The 19,695-nt window shown below is 64.4% G+C and carries 19 protein-coding genes; 7 read left to right on the top strand and 12 right to left on the bottom strand.

Going from position 1 to position 19,695, the window contains the following annotated elements:
* Positions 1-46 precede the first annotated feature (46 nt).
* Positions 47-667, top strand: coding sequence for a pyridoxamine 5'-phosphate oxidase family protein (locus EOA32_RS07110; protein ID WP_128371304.1), 621 nt, complete (start codon positions 47-49; stop codon positions 665-667).
* On the opposite strand, the gene EOA32_RS07115 is transcribed toward EOA32_RS07110, so the two are convergent.
* From EOA32_RS07115 to ftsE, 3 genes are all read right to left on the bottom strand, one after another.
* Entirely contained in the window at positions 664-1,392 is a 729-nt protein-coding gene (locus EOA32_RS07115; protein ID WP_095779348.1) for a YdcF family protein, read from the bottom strand. The genes EOA32_RS07110 and EOA32_RS07115 overlap by 4 nt on opposite strands.
* 183 nt (positions 1,393-1,575) lie before the next feature.
* A complete protein-coding gene (locus EOA32_RS07120) occupies positions 1,576-2,565 on the bottom strand; it encodes an ABC transporter permease (protein WP_095779349.1) in 990 nt (329 codons plus the stop codon).
* Positions 2,558-3,217 carry a cell division ATP-binding protein FtsE gene (ftsE, locus tag EOA32_RS07125; protein ID WP_066990245.1) on the bottom strand — a complete coding sequence of 220 codons (660 nt, stop codon included), beginning with the start codon at positions 3,215-3,217 and terminating at the stop codon, positions 2,558-2,560. The genes EOA32_RS07120 and ftsE overlap by 8 nt, the downstream gene beginning before the upstream one ends.
* Before the next feature lie 181 nt (positions 3,218-3,398).
* Between ftsE and EOA32_RS07130 the strand changes: the two genes are divergently transcribed.
* The 3 genes from EOA32_RS07130 (at position 3,399) to EOA32_RS07140 (ending at position 5,203) form a co-directional block, all read left to right on the top strand.
* Complete coding sequence (locus EOA32_RS07130; RefSeq protein ID WP_128371305.1) at positions 3,399-4,040, top strand: hypothetical protein; 642 nt, start codon at positions 3,399-3,401, stop codon at positions 4,038-4,040.
* Positions 4,041-4,212: 172 nt separating this feature from the next.
* A complete protein-coding gene (hpt, locus tag EOA32_RS07135) occupies positions 4,213-4,755 on the top strand; it encodes a hypoxanthine phosphoribosyltransferase (protein ID WP_128371306.1) in 543 nt (180 codons plus the stop codon).
* A gap of 76 nt (positions 4,756-4,831) precedes the next feature.
* On the top strand, positions 4,832-5,203 hold the full coding sequence (locus EOA32_RS07140) for a response regulator (protein WP_066990239.1): 372 nt from the start codon (positions 4,832-4,834) through the stop codon (positions 5,201-5,203).
* A gap of 4 nt (positions 5,204-5,207) precedes the next feature.
* Here EOA32_RS07140 and EOA32_RS07145 read toward each other — a convergent pair whose 3' ends face one another.
* Positions 5,208-6,158 carry a DMT family transporter gene (locus EOA32_RS07145; protein ID WP_128371307.1) on the bottom strand — a complete coding sequence of 317 codons (951 nt, stop codon included), beginning with the start codon at positions 6,156-6,158 and terminating at the stop codon, positions 5,208-5,210.
* 189 nt (positions 6,159-6,347) lie between these two features.
* On the opposite strand from EOA32_RS07145, the gene EOA32_RS07150 reads away from it, so the two are divergent.
* Positions 6,348-7,232 carry a LysR substrate-binding domain-containing protein gene (locus EOA32_RS07150; RefSeq protein WP_095782779.1) on the top strand — a complete coding sequence of 295 codons (885 nt, stop codon included), beginning with the start codon at positions 6,348-6,350 and terminating at the stop codon, positions 7,230-7,232.
* A gap of 17 nt (positions 7,233-7,249) precedes the next feature.
* On the opposite strand, the gene EOA32_RS07155 is transcribed toward EOA32_RS07150, so the two are convergent.
* The 7 genes from EOA32_RS07155 to argH all read right to left on the bottom strand — a co-directional run bounded on the left by EOA32_RS07155 (position 7,250) and on the right by argH (position 15,017).
* Complete coding sequence (locus EOA32_RS07155) at positions 7,250-7,852, bottom strand: 2-hydroxychromene-2-carboxylate isomerase (protein ID WP_095782433.1); 603 nt, start codon at positions 7,850-7,852, stop codon at positions 7,250-7,252.
* 87 nt (positions 7,853-7,939) lie between these two features.
* On the bottom strand, positions 7,940-8,305 hold the full coding sequence (locus tag EOA32_RS07160) for a glyoxalase superfamily protein (protein ID WP_066990233.1): 366 nt from the start codon (positions 8,303-8,305) through the stop codon (positions 7,940-7,942).
* Between the two features lie 23 nt (positions 8,306-8,328).
* Positions 8,329-10,926: a TIGR02302 family protein gene (locus EOA32_RS07165; RefSeq protein WP_128371308.1), complete on the bottom strand. Its 2,598-nt coding sequence runs from the start codon at positions 10,924-10,926 to the stop codon at positions 8,329-8,331.
* Between the two features lie 113 nt (positions 10,927-11,039).
* A complete protein-coding gene (locus EOA32_RS07170; RefSeq protein ID WP_128371309.1) occupies positions 11,040-11,981 on the bottom strand; it encodes a threonine/serine dehydratase in 942 nt (313 codons plus the stop codon).
* Positions 11,982-12,015: 34 nt separating this feature from the next.
* A complete protein-coding gene (gene lysA, locus EOA32_RS07175; protein WP_128371310.1) occupies positions 12,016-13,284 on the bottom strand; it encodes a diaminopimelate decarboxylase in 1,269 nt (422 codons plus the stop codon).
* 52 nt (positions 13,285-13,336) lie between these two features.
* Positions 13,337-13,543, bottom strand: coding sequence for a lipoprotein (locus tag EOA32_RS07180; protein ID WP_066990222.1), 207 nt, complete (start codon positions 13,541-13,543; stop codon positions 13,337-13,339).
* A gap of 73 nt (positions 13,544-13,616) precedes the next feature.
* The gene (gene argH, locus EOA32_RS07185; protein ID WP_128371311.1) at positions 13,617-15,017 is read right to left on the bottom strand and encodes an argininosuccinate lyase; all 1,401 of its coding nucleotides are present in this window, start codon (positions 15,015-15,017) and stop codon (positions 13,617-13,619) included.
* Positions 15,018-15,053: 36 nt separating this feature from the next.
* Here argH and EOA32_RS07190 point away from each other — a divergent pair, with 36 nt between their 5' ends.
* The gene (locus EOA32_RS07190) at positions 15,054-15,743 is read left to right on the top strand and encodes a TlpA disulfide reductase family protein (RefSeq protein WP_128371312.1); all 690 of its coding nucleotides are present in this window, start codon (positions 15,054-15,056) and stop codon (positions 15,741-15,743) included.
* Here the strand turns inward: EOA32_RS07190 and EOA32_RS07195 are convergent.
* A complete protein-coding gene (locus tag EOA32_RS07195) occupies positions 15,735-18,164 on the bottom strand; it encodes an EAL domain-containing protein (RefSeq protein ID WP_128371313.1) in 2,430 nt (809 codons plus the stop codon). The two genes, EOA32_RS07190 and EOA32_RS07195, sit on opposite strands and share 9 nt — an antisense overlap.
* A 325-nt stretch (positions 18,165-18,489) precedes the next feature.
* Here EOA32_RS07195 and ugpB point away from each other — a divergent pair.
* The coding region (gene ugpB / locus EOA32_RS07200) for a sn-glycerol-3-phosphate ABC transporter substrate-binding protein UgpB (protein WP_128371314.1) at positions 18,490-19,695 on the top strand (1,206 nt) is incomplete at its 3' end.

Here is a 19,695-nt window from a genome sequence, read left to right on the forward strand (position 1 = left end):
TCGGAAGGGGCTACATGTCGTTCCACTTTGGCAGAGGACCGCCGCCATGGACGCCTTCACCAGCGACGTCGCCTTTACCCCTACGGTCAAGGCCATCCAGTCCCGCAAGGGCTCGCGCGCATCTTATGCGCGGGTCGAGGAGCGCGGCGGCTGGCGGGCGACGATCACGCCCGACCTCGCTGCCTTCATCGAGGCGCAGACCAGCGTGTTCCTGGCGACAGCCAATGGCGGAGGTCAACCTTATGTTCAGCATCGCGGCGGGCCAGCCGGCTTCCTGAAGGTGCTGGACGGGCATACGATCGGCTTTGCCGATTTCTCGGGGAACCGGCAGTTCATCACCCAGGGCAATCTTGCGGACAATTCCCAGGCTTTCCTGTTCCTGATCGACTACATGCTTCGGCAGCGCATCAAGATCTGGGGCACGGCGCGCGTCGTCGAGGACGATGCGGAGCTGACGGCGAGGCTGATGCCGGCCAACTACAAGGCGCGGCCGGAGCAGGCGATCCTGTTCAGCGTCACGGCCTGGGATGCAAATTGCCCGCAGCACATTCCGCAGCGCTTCGAGGCGGCGGATGTGGCCGCGGCGCTCGCCGAGCGGGATAGACGCATTGCCGGTCTGGAGCAGGAGATCGCACGCCTGCGCAACAGCGCGTCTGGCGAAACTTAGTTCTTGCTCACCGTAGAGGCTTCGGCGAGCGTGACGCCCTCGGTGGTCGGCCGAAGCGGGACGATGCCGCGCGCCAGCGCCAACACATATTTGCTGTATTCGGTGAGCAGCACGCGCAGCGCTTCCGGCTTGGTCAGCCAGCTGCCATTGCCGAGCTTGTTGTTGACCACCGGATAGGGCTCAAGCCGCGCGCCATGCAGCAGCCGGCCCATCTCGAGCAGGCTGCGCGGCATGTGGTAGTTGTTGGTGACGACGATGATGCTGCCATAGGCGTGGCTTTCCACCCATTTGGCGCTCTCCTCGGCATTGCCGATCGTGTCGAGCGCGGCGCGGTCGATGTCGACGCAGCAGGAGAACAGCTGCTTGTCGCCGCCCATTGCCGCTTGCAATTGGCGGCGGCTCGCAGTGGGGTGCACACCGCTGATCAAGAGCCGCTCGCCCTTGCCTGATGCCAGCAGATCCATGGCGGCGTCGAGCCTCGACTGACCACCGGTGAGCACGATGATTGCGTCGGCCCTGGCCGGATTGACCGGCGTCGTCATGTTGCTGACCTTGTCGGCAAACCAGCCGAAGCCGCCGGCGAAAAGCGCCAGCAGGGCAAGCACGAAGAAACCGCAGAAACGAAGCGCAAATCTGAGACGACCGGTTCTTGCAGACGCAGCACCGCGCGTAAGCGCCGCTGGCATCCGTCCAGCCGTTCCGATCGAGTCCCGCGCGTCCATCATCCCCAGGTTAATCCTGAAAACATCCAATGGTTAACTCTGAAACGTCGCCTTTCATAGATAGCACGGCGCACATTGCGTTACGGCAGTTTCCCTTGCGTGATCATGCACTTGTAAGGTCCGGGTCGCATTGGAACCCAACTTGCCAACTCTTGCATTCGCGCCACACTTGGTTTCGCGTCATGATCAGCTTGCCTCCGGCTGCCGGATGTCGATCTCACTGAGATAGGCGACGACCGTGGCATGTGAGGTCGCCGCGGTCAGCGCGCCGATCACCAGCACCATCAGGGCGACGCCGAGATAGCCGGTCGAGCCGATCGCGAAATTGCCGAACAGCGCGGTCGCCTGGTCGGCCTCAGGCGTCGCCATGTTGCGCGACGACCACCAGGAAAAGACGATGAAGACCAAGATAGCGGCGGCACCTCCGGCGGCGGCGCCCTTCATGCCGGTGACCAGGAAATGCCAACGGAATTCGCGCGCGATGAAGCGGGCCTCGGCGCCCACAAAATGCAGGACCTCGATGATGTGGCCGTTGCCGGCCATGGCGCCGCGCGTGGCGAACACCACCGTCAGCACCGTCGCCGATAATATCAGCGCCAAAACGGCAAAGCCGATCGTCACTGTCGTATGCGCCATGGCGACCAGCCGGTCGACCCAGGTGCGATGGTCGTCGAGCGCGGCGCTCGGCAGCTTGGGCGTGATCGCGGCGCGCATGGCCGCGAAGTCGGGCGGATTGGCTTCGTCGATGGTCACGACGATGAGGCGCGGCACCGGCAGTTCATCGATGTTGAGGCCGGTGCCCAGCCACGGCTCCAAAAGGCGCGCCGTCGCATCGCGGTCGACGATCCTCGTACCCTTCACACCCGGGAACTCGCTGGCGATCTCAGAGGCCTGCGCGAGGGCTGCTTCCATGTCGAGACCCTCAACGGGCTTGATCTGGATCGTCGCCTCGCGCGAGATCTGGTTCTCCCACACCGAGGCGGTGTCGCGCACCAGCGTCACGGCGCCGAAGGTCAGGCAGGACAGGAAGGTCATGATGGCGATGACCAGCACCAGCGCCCGGCCGGCGATGTTGTGCGCCGGCACGATCGGCGCCATCTTGCGCTGAACGCGCCGAACGGCAGCCGGCGTCTCGGCGGCTTCCTCGTGCAGGTGATCGGCCGGAAGTTCAGTCATAAACGTCCAGCCTTCCGCCGGCGAGAATCATGCGCCGGGCATCGACCTGCTCCATCAGGCCGAGGTCGTGGGTTGCGATCACCACGGCGGTGCCGAGCCGGTTGAGCTCGATGAAGAGCCTCAGCAGCCGGCGCGCCAGCGGCGGATCGACATTGCCGGTCGGCTCGTCGGCAAGCAGGATCTCGGGCTGCTCGATCAGCGCGCGAGCGATCGCAGCACGCTGCTTCTCGCCGCCCGACAGCACCGGCGGCAGCACATGCATGCGCTCCCCGAGGCCAACCCATTTCAGGAGCTCGGTGACGTCGGTGCGATAGCTCGCCTCCTCGCGCCCGCGCACGCGCAACGGCAGCGCCACGTTCTCGTAAGTGGTCATGTGGTCAAGCAGGCGGAAATCCTGGAACACCACGCCGATGCGGCGCCTGAGCAGCGGCAACTCGCCGCGCGAGATGCGCGAACGATCCTTGCCGAAAATGGTGATCAGGCCGCGCGTCGGCTTCAGCGACATGAAAAGCAGGCGCAGCAAGGTGGTCTTGCCGGCGCCCGAGGGGCCGCTCAGGAACTGAAAGGAGCGCTCCGGAATGTGCAGGGAAATGTCGCGGAGGATCTCCGGACCCATGCCATAGCGGAGGCCGACATTTTCGAAGCGGATCACGTTCGGCGACCTGAAACCTTAGGCGGCATCCCGCCAGCCTGTTCTCTGCCAAGACCATCGGCCGGCATGGTTAATCGTTGGTTAATTTCTGCGCGCTTTCGACGTTTCACAGCAGTTCCGGTGGGGAAGCGTTAACCATTTGCGTTTACCCAAAAGCAACGAAGATTGCACTGGGGCCGTAATGGCTGAGGATAGAACCGCGCGCTCTGTTTCCGGCGAAATCATGACCGGCACGGCGACAAAGGCCGCGCCGGAGCGCGTCATCCTCGACACCGATGTCGTCGATGCCGACTATGTGGTGCTGCCGCGATTCGCCGCCCGTTCGGAACCGATTGCGGCGCCGTTGCCGCCGCAAGCGCCCTCGACGCCATCCATCGCTGGCATGGGCATGCTGCGCAAACCGGAGGCCGCGCCGGCGCGGCCGGCCTCGCGTGGCGGTCCAATCTTCTGGGCCGCCGGAGTGGGCGCCGCACTCGTGGCTTTCTGGGTGTCGGGCGGACATGCCCTGGTGCGTCAGAGCCCCTTCTGGGCGGCTGCGCAGCCGGCAAGCGCGCTCAGCATTTCCGGTGTGACGTCGCGAATCGATACCTCGGGGCTGAAGCCCATCCTGTTCATCGACGGCGAGGCCGCCAATGACGGCGTACGGGCGGAGTCGCTGCCGCCGCTCGAGATCCGCGTCACGGACAATGCCAGCAACGTCATCCGCTACAGGCTGGGGACATCCAACCGCTCGCTGGCGCCCGGCGAAAGATTCGGCTTTTCCAGCCGGCTCGATGTGCCTAGAAACGGCGTGAGGGCCGTATCGGTCACCTTCGCCGGGTAGGTGCATCGATGTTCAGCTAATGCCGGCCTGCAAATAGTGGTTTCCTGCGCTTGGGCGCTCAGGTGCCCGCTCCGCTCCGGTTCTCGGAACCCGCTATTTTGGGCTCGGCCTGACCTGAATATTGATGCACCTAGCCCCTCCGGCGTTGCAGGCGATTCTGAAGGAAAAAGCTATGCCAGTTGTACGCGGCAAGGACATCGAGGTCCTGTTTTCGGCGTCGGCGATCGCCCGGCGCAATCTCGAGCTCGCCAAGGAAATCGCCGGGCGCGACTATCACGACCTGCTTGTGATATCGATACTGAAAGGCGCGTTCGTCTTTGCCGCCGATCTTATCCGCGCCATGCACGATGTCGGCCTGTCGCCCGAGGTCGAATTCATCTTCATCTCCAGCTATGGAGCCGGCACCACAAGCGGCGAGGTCAAGGTGCTGCGCGACATCGACAACGAGGTCGCCGGCCGCGACGTTCTTTTGATCGACGACATCCTCGAATCCGGCAAGACGCTTTCCTTCACCCGCGACCTGATGCTGTCGCGCGGCGCCAGGAGCTGCGCCATCGCGGTGCTGCTCGACAAGCGCATGCGCCGCCAGACCACGCTCAACGCCGATTATGTCGGCTTCGACTGCCCCGATTATTTCGTCGTCGGCTACGGCATGGACGTCGCGCATGCTTTCCGGGAATTGCCGTTTGTCGGGGTCGTGAAAGGCGACAAGTAAGGTCGCGCCGAAATAGGCCGCATAGACGTTTCAAATCTTCAGAAAACGTCAACGTTTCGGCGGCATCTATCTCGGCATGGCAAAGCTTTTGATCGTCGAGGACGATGAATCCGTCCGCACCCTCGCTGCCCGCGCGCTGGAGCGTGATGGGCACAGTGTCACCATCGCCGCCGATGGCGCGCAGGGGCTCACCCTGATCCGCCAGCAGCGCGGCAGCTACGATCTCGTGGTGTCCGATATCCGCATGCCGGAGATGGACGGCATCGAGATGGCGTCCGCGGCGGCAAAACAGTTTCCGGCCATGAAGATCATGCTGATGACCGGCTATGCCGACCAGCGCGAGCGCGCCGAGGAATTGAACGGCATCATCCTCGACGTCGTGCAGAAGCCGTTCACGCTTGCCGAAATACGCGCCCGCGTCGGACGGGCATTAAGCTGCTTCGCTTGATCGTTTAGACGGCATCGCCGGTCGCTGCGATTGCAGGTGCTGCGCCGCGTCGGCGCTCACCGTTGAGTGCGGCCAGACCGGCGCCGATGATCAGCGCCGCGCCCAGCACCGTCGTTGACCGCGGGACCTCGGCGAAGAACAGGAAGCCCCACAGCGGCGACCAGAGGATGCCCGTGTATTCGAAGGTTGCGACCCGGTTGGCGGGCGCCATCCGGTAGGCCTGCGACAGCAAGATCATGCCGGCGGAGGCAACGAAGCCGCAGGCCGCCATCTTCAGGAAGTCCGGCAGCGCCGGCCAGACCCAGGGCCGCACCAGGAAGTCGAGGCTCGGGTGGCCCGCATGGGTGATGCCGGCAAGATGAAACACCGCGGCGACCGCCACAGCGCCGGTGAGATAGGCGCCGTTCTGGTAGAAGGCCATCACCGTCGAGGATTCGGTCTCGCCGATCCGGCGCGCCATCAGCTGCGAGAACCCGTAGAGGAATGCCGAGCCGAGCGACAGCAGTGCCGCCCAGTCGAATAATCCGGCGCCCGGACGCAACATCACGACCACGCCCACGAGGCCGATCAGCACCGTCGTCAGCGTCCGCCCGGAGACGTGCTCGCCGAGATAAGGCCCGGCAAGCAACATGATAAAGAGCGGCGCCATGAAATAGAGCGCTATCGCGTCGGCCAGCGAGAGGGCGGCAATCGCCAGATAGTAGACGGTGTAGGAGCTGAATTGGATGAAGCCGCGCAGCGTCAGCATGCCCGCTCGTTTCGACAGCAAGGCTGTCAGGCCGACATCGGCCTGGACGATAACGACCAGGATCGGCAGCGCCACGAGGGCGCGGATCGCCATCACTTCCGTCACCGGATAGCTGCCCGAAACCGCCTTCACCAGCGGGTCCTGCAACGAAAAGACGAGAACGCCGAGGCAGAGGCTCAAAATGCCAAGCACCATCCGGTTCTGCATGTTCGTTCCAGTGAAAAAGAGCCCGCCACCGTTTCGGGCAGCGGGCACGAGTGAGGACTCTTCGAATTGGTCCGCGGCCGAATCTCACGGCCGCATATCCAATGGGTAGAGCAACTATCCTGCGGCGTTTGACATGTTGCAAACGAATTGGAATGATACCAGCAATAAAAATTTCTTATGGCGGCATCGATGAAGCCCACCCTCGACAGCGACCTCCTGCGCACCTTCGTGGCGGTGGCCGAGACCGGCAATTTCACCAAGGCGGCCGAAAAGGCCGGACGCACCCAGTCGGCGGTGTCCATGCAGATGAAGAAGCTGGAAGACATGGTGGGCGACAGCCTGTTCGAACGCGGCTCTCGCGGGGTGGCGCTGACACGTCGCGGCGGCGAGCTGATCGCCAACGCCCGCCGCATCGTCTCGCTGCTCGACGAGACGGCGGCATCGCTGGTCGCGCCGCCGCTCGGCGGGCTGGTGCGCATCGGCATTCCTGCCGAATACGGACGGTCGATCTTGTCGCGGGCACTTGGCGAATTCGCCAAACGTCACCCGCGCGTGGAGGTCACGGTGCGTTACGCGCATTCCGACTCGCAGGTGAGGGCGCTTGCGGCCGGCGAACTCGACCTTGCGGTGGTGTTCGAGTGGGAAGGTTTTTCCGGCGGCGATGTGCTGATGCACGATCCCACGGTATGGGTGACGTCAACGCTGCATCACATGCATGAGGAGCGGCCGGTGCCGATCGCGCTTTACAGCCGCAATGGCTGGTGCCGGGACTTCGCGATCAAGTCGCTGCAGCAGCGCGGCCTCGACTACCGCGTCGCCTACACCAGCGACACCAATGGCGGCCTGACGCTGGCGGTCACTTCTGGCCTGGCGATCGCACCGATCTCGCGCAGCAACATCCCGCCCGATTGCCGCGAGCTGACCGCCGCCGACGGCTTCGGCGACATCGATTCCTCGAATGTGGTGCTGCACCGCAATCCGCTGGCGACGGGCGAAGCGATCGACGGGATGGAAAACGCGATCCGTGAGGCTTTCATGCTGACCAGGCAGGCACAGGCAACAGTCAGTCTTTGACTTACGAAACGGTCCGCTCAATCCGGCGGTCCGCTCTCCATCTGCTTGAGCCAGCGCATGGCATCCTCAAGGCGATCGTCGCCCCAGAACAGCTCGCCGTCGACGACGAAGCTCGGCGAGCCGAAGATGCCGAGCGCCTTGGCCTGCTCCGTCGCGGCCGCGAGCTCGGCCTTGGCGTCATCGCTGTCGGCCCGCCGAAGAACCGGCTCCGCTTTCTGTCCGGCCTTCTCGATGCTCGCCGAAATGTTTGGCTCGCTACCCGCCGGCTCACCCATTTCGAACCAGCGCCGGTAGCTTTCCCGGGCATAGGCTTCGCACCAGCCCTCGTGCGCCGCGATGAGAGCCACGCGATTGGCGCGTTCGAGCTCGGCCAGCGGGTAGGGGGCCGGCAGTTTCGGCACCATCCTGTACATCGCCGCTCGGCGCTCGATGTCGCGCCACATATAAGCCGCCTTCGCCGGCTTCTTGGCAAAGGGAATGTTGTCCATCTCGATCATGATGGCGCGCACATTGAAGGGTCGCCAGCGGAACTCGATGCCGGTCTCAGCCGCAACCTCGGCGAGACGCATCACCGAAAGATAGGTGTAGGTGCTGCCGATGGAGAACCAGAAGTCGATCATCGCCAGTCTCCCTTGACGATGACGATACCGGCAGGCAGCGCGGCCTGCAATGCGTGTGGCGAGAGCGACCTGCGGCTGCCCGCTACCTCAGTCTCTTTCGAAAAAGGTCAGGCGATTGCCGAACGGATCGATCACCGTGACCTCCTTCGTCTGCCAAGGCGTCGTCTCAAGGCCCGGCCTGTTGAAGCGGTAGTTCTTGGCCTTGAACTCGCGATGCAGCTCAATGATGCCGGTCGCTTCGATGCGTATATTGGCACCGGGCGAGCCGTCGCCATGATGCTCGCTCAAATGCAGCTCGCAGCCGTCGCGGGCGACGCCCATATAGAGCGGCGCGTTGTCGTCGAAGCGATGCTCGAAGCGGACCTCGAAACCGAGGAAGTCGAGATAGAACTCTCGCGCCTTGACGGTATCGAACATGCGCAGGATCGGCGTGACGGTTCCAAGCTTCGGCATGTCGGCGGTGACCGGTGTGGGCGCTATTTCAGTTCGAGCAGGCGTTCGAGGTAGCTGCGCTCGATGTCCGGGCTGAGCGCGTTGCCGAGGCGCTTGCGGATCGCTTCGAGGATCTGGCGGGCGCGCTGCACGTCGATCTCGTCGGGCACCTTGACGGAGTTGCCGTCGTCGGGGCCCTTCGTGGCGCGCGGCCGGCCAAGCGGGTCGCGGTCGGCGTCCTGCTGACGTCCGCCCTGTTCGCTGCCGCCCTGGTCGCCCTGCATGGCCTGCATCTGCTTCATCATCTCCTTGGCGCCGCGGCGCAGCGCCTCCAGCGCGCGGCCCTGGTGGCCGACCGCCTGGTCGCCTTCGCCTTCGCCCAGCGCCTGCTCGGCATCGCCCATGGATTTGCCGGCCTCGCCAAAGCCCTCATTGGGCTGCATGCCCATGCCTTCGAGGCCCTTCTTCAGCTTGTCGAGCTCGCTCTGCAGCTGGCCCTGACCTTCCTGCAGCTGCTTCAGCGCATCCGCGAATTCCTGCGGCGTCATTTGCTTCGGCCGGCCGAGCGGGTCGCGGTCATCACCGGGCTTCTGCCCATCCTGCGACTGCTCGCCATCCTCGCCCAGCTGCTCGTCGCGATTTGCACCGCGCTGCCGATCGCCGCGCTGCATCTGGTCGAGGCGGAAGGTATCGTTCATCATCTCCTGCTGGCGCCGCATGATCTCGCCCAGCTTGTCCATCTGCTGGCGCATCTCGCTGTCCTGCTCGCCGGCCTGCTGCTGGCGCCCGGCCTGCAGGTTGTTCATCATGTCCTGCAGTTCCGACAACAACTGCTGGGCCCGGTCTCGGTCGCCGGATTTGGCGAGATTCTCGATCTCGTCCATCATCCGGTTGATGTCGCTCTGGCGCAGTTCCCGACCGTTCTGCTGCATCTGCGGCGCGTTCGGGTTCTGCTGGGCGCGCTGGGCGAATTCCTGCAGGAACTGGTTCATCGCCTCGCGAAGTTCCTTCATCGCCTTTTCGAGCTCTTCGTCGCTGGCGCCGTTTTTGATGGCGTCCTGTAGCGCCTGCTGCGCCTGGCGCAGCCGACGCTCGGCGGCCGACAGATTGCCTTCCTCGATGCCGAGCGCGATCTCCCACAGATAAGCCACCTCGTTGCGTAGCTGGTCGTCGTTCTCGGCAAGCTTCAGCCGGCTCCTCGCGCTCATGATCGCCAGGTAATGCGACATGTTGTCGAAGGTATCCTCGGGGCGCAGGGTGATCGCGTCCATCAGGTCGAGCACGCGCGGCTTGGCGTTGGCGTCGAGCGCCAACAGGCGGCGCTGCTCGATCACAGCGCGGGCCAGCGGATTGGAGAAGGGCCGCTCCGGCATCACCAGCGTCTTGGTCTCACTGGTGGCGGTATGGCCGGCATCGTCGGTGGCGGTGAGCGTCAGCTTGATGGTGCTGCCGGCCCAGACATGCTCGGTCAGATCCTTGGTCGTCTTGGCCGCGTTCGCCTTGCCGCCGCGGCGCGGCAGCGTCAGCGGCATGTCGGGCGGGCCGTAGAGCGGATGCGCATTGGCCGGCGGCGGCTCAGACAGCTCGAAGACGGCCTTGGCGGAGGCCGCGCCATAGTCGTCGTCGATCTGGTAGTTGAGCTCGATAGCGCCATTGACGGCACGCTTGGGCTCGCCGACGAAACGGATCGTCGGTGGTTTGTCCGGGATGATGGCGAAGGCCCAGTGGCCGAGGTCGTCCTCGCCGGACTTGAGCCGCAGCGTGCCGTTGGTGTTCAGCTTGCCGGAGAACTGGCGCACTTTGAGCCCGGCTGGGGACCCCGGCTGCGCCGCGGCTGGCGCGGCGCCCTTCGGCGCAGCCGGCTCGATGGCGCGATCGTTGCCGTTCGCGTCGGCATAGCTCAGCGTCTCTTCGCCGGTTCCGCCGGTGACGCGCAGCGAGACGTCGCTGCCCTCTGGGACGCTGAAGGCCTGCGCGGCCTGGTTCACGTCGGCGGTCAAGAACAGCGGCGGCTTGCCGGTATAGGAAGGCGGCGTCACCCAGGCATCAATGCGCGGCGGCACACTATCGCGCGCGGCGCTGGCGACGAAGCCGTCGCTGATCCTGCCGCCGAAAGGTCCGAACGAGAAGGCAAAAGCGGTGACGAACAGCAGCCCCACCACAGCCCGCAGGCCCCAGCGGTCATAATCCGGCACGCTTGTGCGCGGCCGGTCGGCGCCCAGGCTGGAGAGCCGCTCGGCCATGCGCTTCTGGTGCTCGCGCCACAGCGCCTGCGAGAAGAGGCTGTCCGCGCCGCTCGGCCGGTCGGTCTGCACCTGCACGGGGCTGTGCAACAGCTCGTTCGCTGCCTCGATGCGCCGGTCGACCTCGGCGGCGGAAGGAATGCGGAAGAAGCGCAGCGCAAAGAGCGCGGCGAGCGCCGAGATGGAGAAGAGGATCAGGAGGCCGATCCGCGCCAGATCCGGCAGGCGCTGGAACAAGCCCAGCCACGAGACACTGAGGAACAGGCCGGCGACCACCGCCAGCGGCAACAGCAACGGCCAGCCGCGCTCGAAGATCATCGAGGCCCGCGTCGCCAGCCGGCTCAAGGCAAGGCGCCCGGCTAGACCGCGTTCGCCGCTGGAAATGGGTCGTTCTGTCATCGGCCCTTCCTGCCCGGGCAAGATCGCCCGGACCTCATGAGCAGAGGATAACACCAAACACGGCGAAGGCGAGGCGGGTTCCAAAATCTGTGACGGGTTCGCCGCCTTTACGATCAGAAATTCGCGGGGTTCGTATTGGAACCACAGACCAGGACGGCCACGCGCTCGCCGGGAGCCGGCGCGTAGCGGCCGGAAAGCATCGCGGCAAAGGCAGCGGCCCCGCCCGGCTCGGCGATGATTCGCGCGCGCTCCCAGAGCGCTTTCTGCGCCGCCACGATGTCGTCGTCGCTGACCAGGATCGAGCGCTCGACGAAAGCTTTCGCGATCGGGAACATCATTTCGCCGACGCGCTTCGGCGCCAGCGAATCGGCGGCGATGCCCTCGGCCGGTGCATCGACCGGCTTGCCGGCCTCGAAGGCGCGGTGAAGCGTCGGCGCGCCCTCGGGCTCGATGGCGATGATGCGGATGCGGCCAGCGAACCAGGCGGCGATGCCGCCGATCAGGCCGCCGCCGCCGACCGCGACAAGCAGCGTCTCGATCTCCGGCAGATCGGCTTCGATCTCGAGCCCGAGAGTGCCTTGGCCGATGAGCGTCTCTTCCTGGTTGAAGGCGTGGATCTGCAGGGCGCCGGTTCGTTCGGCAAAATCCTCGCTGGCGGCCAGCGCCTCGGCATAGCGCGCACCGCCGACCACCAGCTCGGCGCCGTAGCTGCGGATGCGCTCGAGCTTTGCCGGCGGGCTGACCTCGGGCACGAAGATGGTGGCCTTGTGCCCGAGCTTCATGGCGGCATAGGCGACGGCGGCGCCATGATTGCCGCCGGAGGCGGCGACCACACCCGCTGCGGGCACCTGCCGCTCGAGCAGGTTGGTGAAGGCGCCGCGCGCCTTGAACGAACCGGAATGCTGCAGACATTCGAGCTTCAGATCGACCGGAAAGGCCGGCCGGCCGAAGTCAGCCATGTCGACGCGCATTACCGGCGTGTGGCGGACGAACGGGCGGATGTGCGGTTCCACCGCGGCGATGCGATCCCGCGTGATAGCTCCAGTCTCCATCATGGCTTGCTCCTTTGAGCGCGGGACCCTCGTGCTTCTATTTCAGCCACTCGGGCAATGAATCCAGCCCGATCAGCTCGTCATAGGTCGGGCGCGGCCGTACGACGTGAAAACGGTCGCCGTCGACCAGCACTTCGGGCACCAGGAGCCTTGTGTTGTAGGTGCCGGCCTGCACCGCGCCATAGGCGCCGGCCGTGGAGACGGCGATGAGGTCGCCGGCCTTCAGCCTGGGGAGATCGCGGTCGAGGCCGAGGAAATCGCCTGTCTCGCAGACGGGGCCGACGATATCGACCGTCATGCGCGGCGTGGCAGCCGGCGGCTGCACCACCGGTCTGATGTCGTGGAAGGCGTCATAAAGCGTCGGCCGGATCAGGTCGTTCATGGCGGCGTCGACGACGAGGAAGTTCTTGGCGTCGCCTTCCTTCACATAGATCACTTCCGAGACCAGGATGCCGGCATTGCCGACGATCAGCCGGCCAGGCTCGAACATCACCTTCAGGCCGAGCCGGGTGACATGCTTGCGGACGATCTCGGCATAGGCGTCGGGCAAGGGCGGCGGGCTGTTGTCGACGCGGTACGGAATGCCGAGGCCGCCGCCGAGATCGACATGCTCGATGGCGTGTCCGTCAGCGCGCAGCACGCCGACCAGTTCCACCAGCAGCGCGAAAGCGTCGTCGAAAGGCTGCAGCTCGGTAATCTGGCTGCCGATATGGGTGTCGATGCCGGTGACCTTTATGCCCGGCAGCTCCGCCGCGCGGGCATAGACCTGGCGCGCCCGCTGCCACGGGATGCCGAACTTGTTCTCGGCCTTGCCGGTGGAGATCTTCTTGTGGGTCCTGGCGTCGACATCCGGGTTGATGCGCAGCGAGACGGGCGCCACCTTGCCGAGCGCTGTGGCGCGCGCCGACAGCAGTTCGAGTTCGGGTTCGGACTCGACGTTGAAGCAGAGGATGCCGGCATTGAGGGCGAAGTCCATTTCCCGCGCGGTCTTGCCGACGCCGGAAAACAGGATCTTGCTCGCGGGGATGCCGGCGGCCAAAGCGCGCCGCAGTTCACCTTCCGACACCACGTCGGCGCCGGCGCCTTGTCTTGCCAGGGTCTTCAGGACGGCCTGGTTGGAATTCGCCTTCATCGCGTAGCACACCAGCGCGTCGAGACCGGCAAAAGCTTCCTTGAAGACCCGGAAATGCCTGGTCAGGGTCGCGGTCGAATAGCAGTAAAACGGCGTGCCGACGCTGGCGGCGATGCCGGGGATTGCCACATCCTCGGCGTAGAGAACGCCGTCGCGGTAGTCGAAATGGTTCACGGGGAGAGGTCCGAAAATTGGAGCGCGATGAGATCGGATGATCTCCTCGGCTCTAGAGCAAGGGGTCGAGAATGAACTTCTTGTCCTTGACCGGTTTCTCAGGCTCGGGCGGCAGCGGCTGTTTGGCTCGCTCCGCATCCTTGCGCGCCTGCACGGCAGCCTCGTAAGGCGTATCGAGGCCGCCTCTCCTGCCGCAGGCCGTGACGGTGACAACCGCCGCCAGCAGCGCGAGCGTCACCAAAATCCTGCCTCGGGTCATCGATCCATCCGTTCGAAACTGTTTTGTCCCAGCCGCGCTTTTAGCCGAGTTTTCGGCGCATTGCATCCCGGCATCACGCCTTGGCGAGCCGCTTTTTCCAATAGCGGATCTGCTTCTTCACCTCCGACGGCGCGGTGCCGCCGAAGCTGGTCCGGCTCTTCACCGAATTCTGCACGGCAAGCACGGAGAAGATGCCGTCGGTGATACCGGAATGGATCGAGCGGAGGTCCTCCAGCGAGAGCTTTTCCAGGCCGACCTTCTTCTCCTCGGCGAGCGCGACGGCGCGGCCGGTGACGTGATGGGCCTCTCGGAAGGGAAGGCCGAGATTACGCACCAGCCAGTCGGCAAGGTCGGTGGCAGTGGCATGGCCGGCGCCGGCGGCCTTTTTCATGGAGATGGCGTTGACGGTCATGTCGCGGACCATCCCGGCGGTCGCCGCCAGCATCAGGTCGAGCGTTTCGGCTACGTCGAAAACCGATTCCTTGTCCTCCTGCATGTCCTTGCCATAGGTCAGCGGCATGCCCTTCATCACCGTCAGCAAGCCGACCAAATGGCCGTTGATGCGGCCGGTCTTGCCGCGCACCAATTCGGCGGCGTCGGGGTTCTTCTTCTGCGGCATGATCGAGGAGCCGGTGGAGAAGCTATCCGAGAGCCGGACGAAGCCGAATTGCGGCGTCGACCAGATGATGATCTCCTCGGCGAGCCGCGACAGATGCGTGCCGCAGATCGCGGCGATGGACAGGAAGTCGAGCGCGAAATCGCGGTCCGACACGCTGTCGAGGGAATTGCGCATCGGCTCGCGGAAGCCGAGCGCCTTCGCCGACATATGGCGGTCGATGGAAAAGCTCGTGCCGGCCAGCGCGGCGGCGCCCAGCGGGCTTTCGTCCATGCGCTCGATGGCGTCGCGGACACGCGACAGATCGCGGCCGAACATCTCGACATAAGCCATGCAATGATGACCGAAGGTCACCGGCTGCGCGGCCTGCATATGAGTGAAGCCGGGCATGACCGTCGCGGCGTGCTCCTCGGCGCGCTCGAGAAAGGCGGCGATGAGGTCCTTCAGTGCCTGGGCGACGCGCTGGCATTCCTCCTTGACCCAGAGTTTCAGATCGACCGCCACCTGATCGTTGCGCGAGCGGGCGGTATGCAGGCGGCCGGCGGCCGGCCCGATCAGATCGGCCAAACGCGCCTCGACATTCATGTGGATGTCTTCGAGCTTGGTCGAGAATTCGAATTTCCCGGCCTCGATCTCTTTCAGGATCGTGTTCAGGCCGTGAGCGATTTTTTCTTGATCGGCGGCCGAAATAATGCCCGTTTCAGCCAACATCTCGCTGTGGGCGATCGAGCCGCGGATGTCCTGCGCGTAGAGTTTGCGGTCGAAGGCGATCGATGCGTTGATCGCTTCCATGATCGCGGCCGGACCCGAGGCAAAACGTCCGCCCCACATCTGGTTGCTAGCCTTCTTGTCGCTCATCGCTATAACCCGTGCTCCGGAGCAGTTTTTAAGAAAATGGCAGACGGCAATAAATTCTTCCCGGCCCCGCGCCTCATCCTCGCCGCGCTTGTAGCGGGCGTGCTGGCCGGCGCGGTCGCGGTATATGTCAGCGAGAGCGGTTCTGGCAACAATGCGCCGGATCAGGTTGCCGCGGCCAGCACCGGCAAGGACGACGTCGCTTGCAAGGCGAAGGCCGAACGGGCCAAGCAGGTTGCGGCAAAGGCAGTCGGCCAGGTCGCGGCGCTGCAGCCGGCGGATCCGCCGCAATCGCTGAAGGGCCTCGCCTTCAACGGACCCGACGGCAAGCCGACGACGATCGCCGGTCATGCCGGCAAGACGGTGCTGCTCAATCTGTGGGCGACATGGTGCGCGCCCTGCCGCGCCGAAATGCCGGCGCTCGATGCGTTGCAGAAGGAAAAGGGCGGCAACGCTTTCGAGGTCGTCGCGGTCAATGTCGACACCGGCGACGACGCCAAGCCGAAAAAGTTCCTGAAGGAGATCGGCATCGAGACGCTCGGCTACTACCGGGATGCGACGATGGGCCTGTTCAACGAGGCCAAGACGCGCGGGCTGGCGCTTGGCCTGCCGGTGACGATGCTGATCGACGGCGAAGGCTGCCTGATCGCACATATGAACGGCCCGGCGGAATGGTCGAGCCCCGACGCCAAGCGATTGGTGGAGGCCGCGCTCAGTCCGTCAAGCTGAGCGCAGCGCGGCGGCCGGCTCGAGCATCAGGATGCTGCCGCCGCGGGCCTCGACAGCATCCATGGCCGCCGGCACGCCGGTCAGCTCGCTGAAGGTTTCGATCGGGCCTGGCCTGCCGAGATAGTATCCCTGGCCGATCTCGCAGTCTTCGGCATCGAGGAAGCGCAATTCGTCCAGCGTTTCGACGCCTTCGGCCAGAACAGGCAGGCCGAGGCCGCGCCCCAGACCCAGCACGGCGCGCACGATGGCCGCGACCTGGCCATTCCTGTCGACCGACTTGATGAAGGAGCCGTCGATCTTGATCTTGTCGAAAGGGAAGGCGCGGAGATTGGAAAGCGATGAATAGCCGGTTCCAAAATCGTCCATCGCGACGCGAATACCAAGCGCCTTGACCTGCCGCAGAGTCGCCAGCGCCCGCGGCATATCCTTGATCAGCGCCGTCTCGGTCACTTCAAGCTCCAGCCGTCCGGCCGGAAGTCCCGAACGCAGCAGAATCTCGTGCACTTTGCGGCTGAAATTCGGGTTGTGGAGCTGCACCGCCGAGACATTGACGGCGATGGTCAGCGGATTTTTCCAGCGCACGGCTTCCTCGCAGGCCGTCGCCAGCACCCATTCGCCGATCTGGGCGATGGCGCCGCTGTCTTCCGCGACCGGGATGAAGACCGACGGCGGGATGTTGCCGCGCTCCGGATGATGCCAGCGGATCAAGGCCTCGAAACCGATCATCTTGCCGCTGCTGATCTCTTTTTGCGGCTGATAGACCAGCCGGAACTCACCGCGCGCAACCGCCTGGCGCAGATCGTGCTCCATGGCGCGCCTGTCGCGCGTCTCGGCGCCCATCGAAGCTTCGAAATAGCGATAAGTGTCCTTGCCCTCGGCCTTGGCGCGGTAGAGCGCGGTGTCGGCATGGCTGACCAGCGCCGCCTGCTCGTCGGCGTCCAGCGGGTAAAGAGCAATGCCGATGCTGGCCGACACCAGCTCGCCGCCGGGCGACAATTGGCTCTCCTGGCGCAGCTTGGAAAGCACCGCCTCGGCGATGCGGCCTGCGGCCTGCGGGTCGGGAAGGTTCGGCGCGATGATGGCGAACTCGTCGCCGCCGAGGCGGGCGAGCATCTGCCCATGGCGGAGCACGCCCGAAGCGCATTGCGCCACCCTCTGCAGCGCGGCGTCGCCGGCCGCATGACCGAAGAGGTCGTTGACCTCCTTGAAGCGGTCGAGATCGAGAAGCATCAGCGCGAGCTGCCCGCCCTTGCCGCTTGCCGTGGCGATCTCGGCCTCGAGGCGGCTGGTGAAGCTGCGGCGATTGGCAAGCCCGGTCAGCGGATCGAAATGCGCCAGGCGAAGGATCTCCTCCTCGGCCTTCTTGCGCTCGCGCATGTCGCGGACGGCGACGACGTCGTGAGGCTTGCCGCAATAGTCGATGCTGCGGGCGATCAGCTCGACCGGGATGCGGGTGCCGTCCTGGCTGCGCAGCTCGGCTTCCTGCGCCTGGCCGCTGCCGCCGGCGATGGCTGAGGCGATGCGTTCGCCGAAGAGGTCGCCAAGCGTCATCACGTTCAGCGTGCCGGGCGCGATGCCGCTCAGCGCCGCGATGCTGTCGTTGGCGCTGACGATGCGGCTGCCGTCGCAGACGATCAGCCCCTCGACCGCCGCGTTGGCCAGGCCGTGCATGCGCTGCGCTTCCGCCTGGTGGCGTCGGAAGCGCAGGTCGATGCGGAGCGCCGCGGCCGAGAGCACCAGGATGACCAGGCTTGCCGCCGCGGCGGCAAAGGCTTGCGACATCGGCGCGATGGTGAATTTTGAGATCTCTATCGAGGAGTCCGGATAAATCGAGACCGCCGCCATGGCGATAAAATGCAGTGTGCAGATGGCCAGTGTGAGCAAGACGGCGGCAGCGATCGTCGTAAGCGTCGACGGGCGGCGAAGCACGACGAGCAGCGAAAGCGCGGCAAGCGTGACGCCCGCCGCCAGCGAAAGAGCGACGAGCAGCTCGTTCCAGACGATCCGGCCCTGGACCTCGAACGCCGCCATGCCGGTATAGTGCATCACGGCAATGCCGACGCCGAGCACGGCGCCGCCGACAAGGTAGTGATCAATGCCGCCGCGGATGGTGGCGATCCACATTCCGGCCGCTGTCAGAACTACGGAGGCAGCCAGCGAAAGGGCGGAAAGCTCCGCGTTATAGGCGTTGGGTATTCCCGGCGTGAAGGCGATCATGGCGACGAAGTGCGTCGCCCAGATGCCAAATCCGGTCGCCGTGGCTGCAATCAACAGCCATGCGTAGCGATTTCGACTGGTCGATTGCTCGACATGGCGAAGAAGATTGACCGCCGAGAAAGAAGAAATTCCGCAGATGAGCGCCGCAAGCGCGACCAACCTCAGATCGTGCTCGTGCACGATGCAATTATAGACGGTCAACATTTGGCCCCACCTGATCTTCCCGCATCAATCAAGTTAAGATTGCTTAAGGCCCGACGGCTGAAGAATCGATTAGTGGACCTGCAACCGACGCGTGTGTCTCGGGTTGTAAGTGCGGATAAGGTTAGGCCGGCTGTCGCACACGATGGTTGGAGTCGCTCAATCCTAAGCCGGCAAGCAATCTGCCCGGCCGTGACTGATGCACGTTATTTTAGGATCAGTTGATGTTCATCGACGCATAACAAAACCGTTGTCCGATTGTCATGCGCAACACATACTGGTTTCTGCGGAAGCCCCCCTTTCGCCAATCACAACGGGAGATGAAAACATGAAGCTCTTCGGCTTCGCGGCAGGTGTTGCCGCTACCTTGACCCTGCTTTCCACCACGTCCGCTTTCGCTGTCACGCAGATCAGCTGGTGGCATGCGATGACGGGCGCCAATGCGGAAGTCGTCGACAAGATCTCGAAGGACTTCAACGCCAGCCAAAGCGACTACCAGATCGTTCCGGTCTTCAAGGGCACCTATCCCGAGACGCTGAATGCAGGCATCGCCGCATTCCGCGCCGGCCAGGCGCCAGACATCATCCAGGTTTTCGATGTCGGCACCGGCGTCATGATGGCGGCCGAGAGCGCGATCAAACCCGTGGCCGAAGTTTTGACGGGCGCGGGGATGACGTTCGATAAGAGCCAGTATCTGCCCGGCATAGTCGGCTACTATTCGAAGCCGGACGGCACCATGTTGTCTTTCCCTTACAATTCCTCCTCGCCGATCCTCTACTACAACAAGGACATCTTTCAGAAGGCCGGCCTCGACGTGAACAACCCGCCTAAGACCTGGAACGAGGTCTGGGAAGCGGCGAAGAAGATCAAGGCGAGCGGCGCGGCCCCTTGCGGCTACACCTCGACCTGGCTGACCTGGATCCATCTGGAAAATTTTGCCGCCTGGAACAATGTTTCCTGGGCGACCCAGCAGAACGGACTGGCCGGCGGCGACGTCGAGCTCAAGATCAATGCGCCGATTTTCGTCAACCACTTTCAGGCGCTGGCTGACCTCGCTAAGGATGGCACTTTCAAATATGGCGGGCGCACCTCCGAGGCCAAGCAGATATTCCTCGCCGGGGAATGCGGCATCTTTACCGAGTCCTCGGGCGGGCTCGGCGATATCGTCAAGTCGGGCATGAACTACGGCATCGGCCAACTGCCGTATGACAGCGATGCCAAGGGCGCGCCGCAGAACACGACGCCCGGCGGCGCAAGCCTCTGGGTTTTCAGCGGCAAATCCGATGCGGAGTACAAGGGCGTCGCGGCCTTTTTCGCCTATCTCTCCAAGACCGAGGTGCAGGAATATCTGCACCAGAAGTCGGGCTACCTGCCGGTGACGCTGGCGGCCTATGAGGCGACCAAGAAGTCCGGCTTCTACGACAAGAACCCGGGCCGCGAGACACCGATCCTGCAGATGACCGGCAAGGCGCCGACCGAGAATTCGAAGGGTGTGCGCCTGCCCAATCTGCCGCAGGTGCGCGATATCCAGAAC

This window comes from Mesorhizobium sp. M1A.F.Ca.ET.072.01.1.1, from assembly GCF_004023325.1.
Taxonomy (GTDB): Bacteria; Pseudomonadota; Alphaproteobacteria; order Rhizobiales; family Rhizobiaceae; genus Mesorhizobium.

Excerpts from the sequence above, each read along its gene's own strand:
- EOA32_RS07110 (WP_128371304.1), top strand. The coding sequence starts at position 47 with ATGGACGCCTTCACCAGCGACGTCGCCTTTACCCCTACGGTCAAGGCC.
- EOA32_RS07115 (WP_095779348.1), bottom strand. The coding sequence starts at position 1,392 with ATGATGGACGCGCGGGACTCGATCGGAACGGCTGGACGGATGCCAGCG.
- EOA32_RS07120 (WP_095779349.1), bottom strand. The coding sequence starts at position 2,565 with ATGACTGAACTTCCGGCCGATCACCTGCACGAGGAAGCCGCCGAGACG.
- EOA32_RS07130 (WP_128371305.1), top strand. The coding sequence starts at position 3,399 with ATGGCTGAGGATAGAACCGCGCGCTCTGTTTCCGGCGAAATCATGACC.
- hpt (WP_128371306.1), top strand. The coding sequence starts at position 4,213 with ATGCCAGTTGTACGCGGCAAGGACATCGAGGTCCTGTTTTCGGCGTCG.
- EOA32_RS07140 (WP_066990239.1), top strand. The coding sequence starts at position 4,832 with ATGGCAAAGCTTTTGATCGTCGAGGACGATGAATCCGTCCGCACCCTC.
- EOA32_RS07145 (WP_128371307.1), bottom strand. The coding sequence starts at position 6,158 with ATGCAGAACCGGATGGTGCTTGGCATTTTGAGCCTCTGCCTCGGCGTT.
- EOA32_RS07150 (WP_095782779.1), top strand. The coding sequence starts at position 6,348 with ATGAAGCCCACCCTCGACAGCGACCTCCTGCGCACCTTCGTGGCGGTG.
- EOA32_RS07155 (WP_095782433.1), bottom strand. The coding sequence starts at position 7,852 with ATGATCGACTTCTGGTTCTCCATCGGCAGCACCTACACCTATCTTTCG.
- EOA32_RS07160 (WP_066990233.1), bottom strand. The coding sequence starts at position 8,305 with ATGCCGAAGCTTGGAACCGTCACGCCGATCCTGCGCATGTTCGATACC.
- EOA32_RS07165 (WP_128371308.1), bottom strand. The coding sequence starts at position 10,926 with ATGACAGAACGACCCATTTCCAGCGGCGAACGCGGTCTAGCCGGGCGC.
- EOA32_RS07170 (WP_128371309.1), bottom strand. The coding sequence starts at position 11,981 with ATGATGGAGACTGGAGCTATCACGCGGGATCGCATCGCCGCGGTGGAA.
- EOA32_RS07180 (WP_066990222.1), bottom strand. The coding sequence starts at position 13,543 with ATGACCCGAGGCAGGATTTTGGTGACGCTCGCGCTGCTGGCGGCGGTT.
- argH (WP_128371311.1), bottom strand. The coding sequence starts at position 15,017 with ATGAGCGACAAGAAGGCTAGCAACCAGATGTGGGGCGGACGTTTTGCC.
- EOA32_RS07190 (WP_128371312.1), top strand. The coding sequence starts at position 15,054 with ATGGCAGACGGCAATAAATTCTTCCCGGCCCCGCGCCTCATCCTCGCC.
- EOA32_RS07195 (WP_128371313.1), bottom strand. The coding sequence starts at position 18,164 with ATGTTGACCGTCTATAATTGCATCGTGCACGAGCACGATCTGAGGTTG.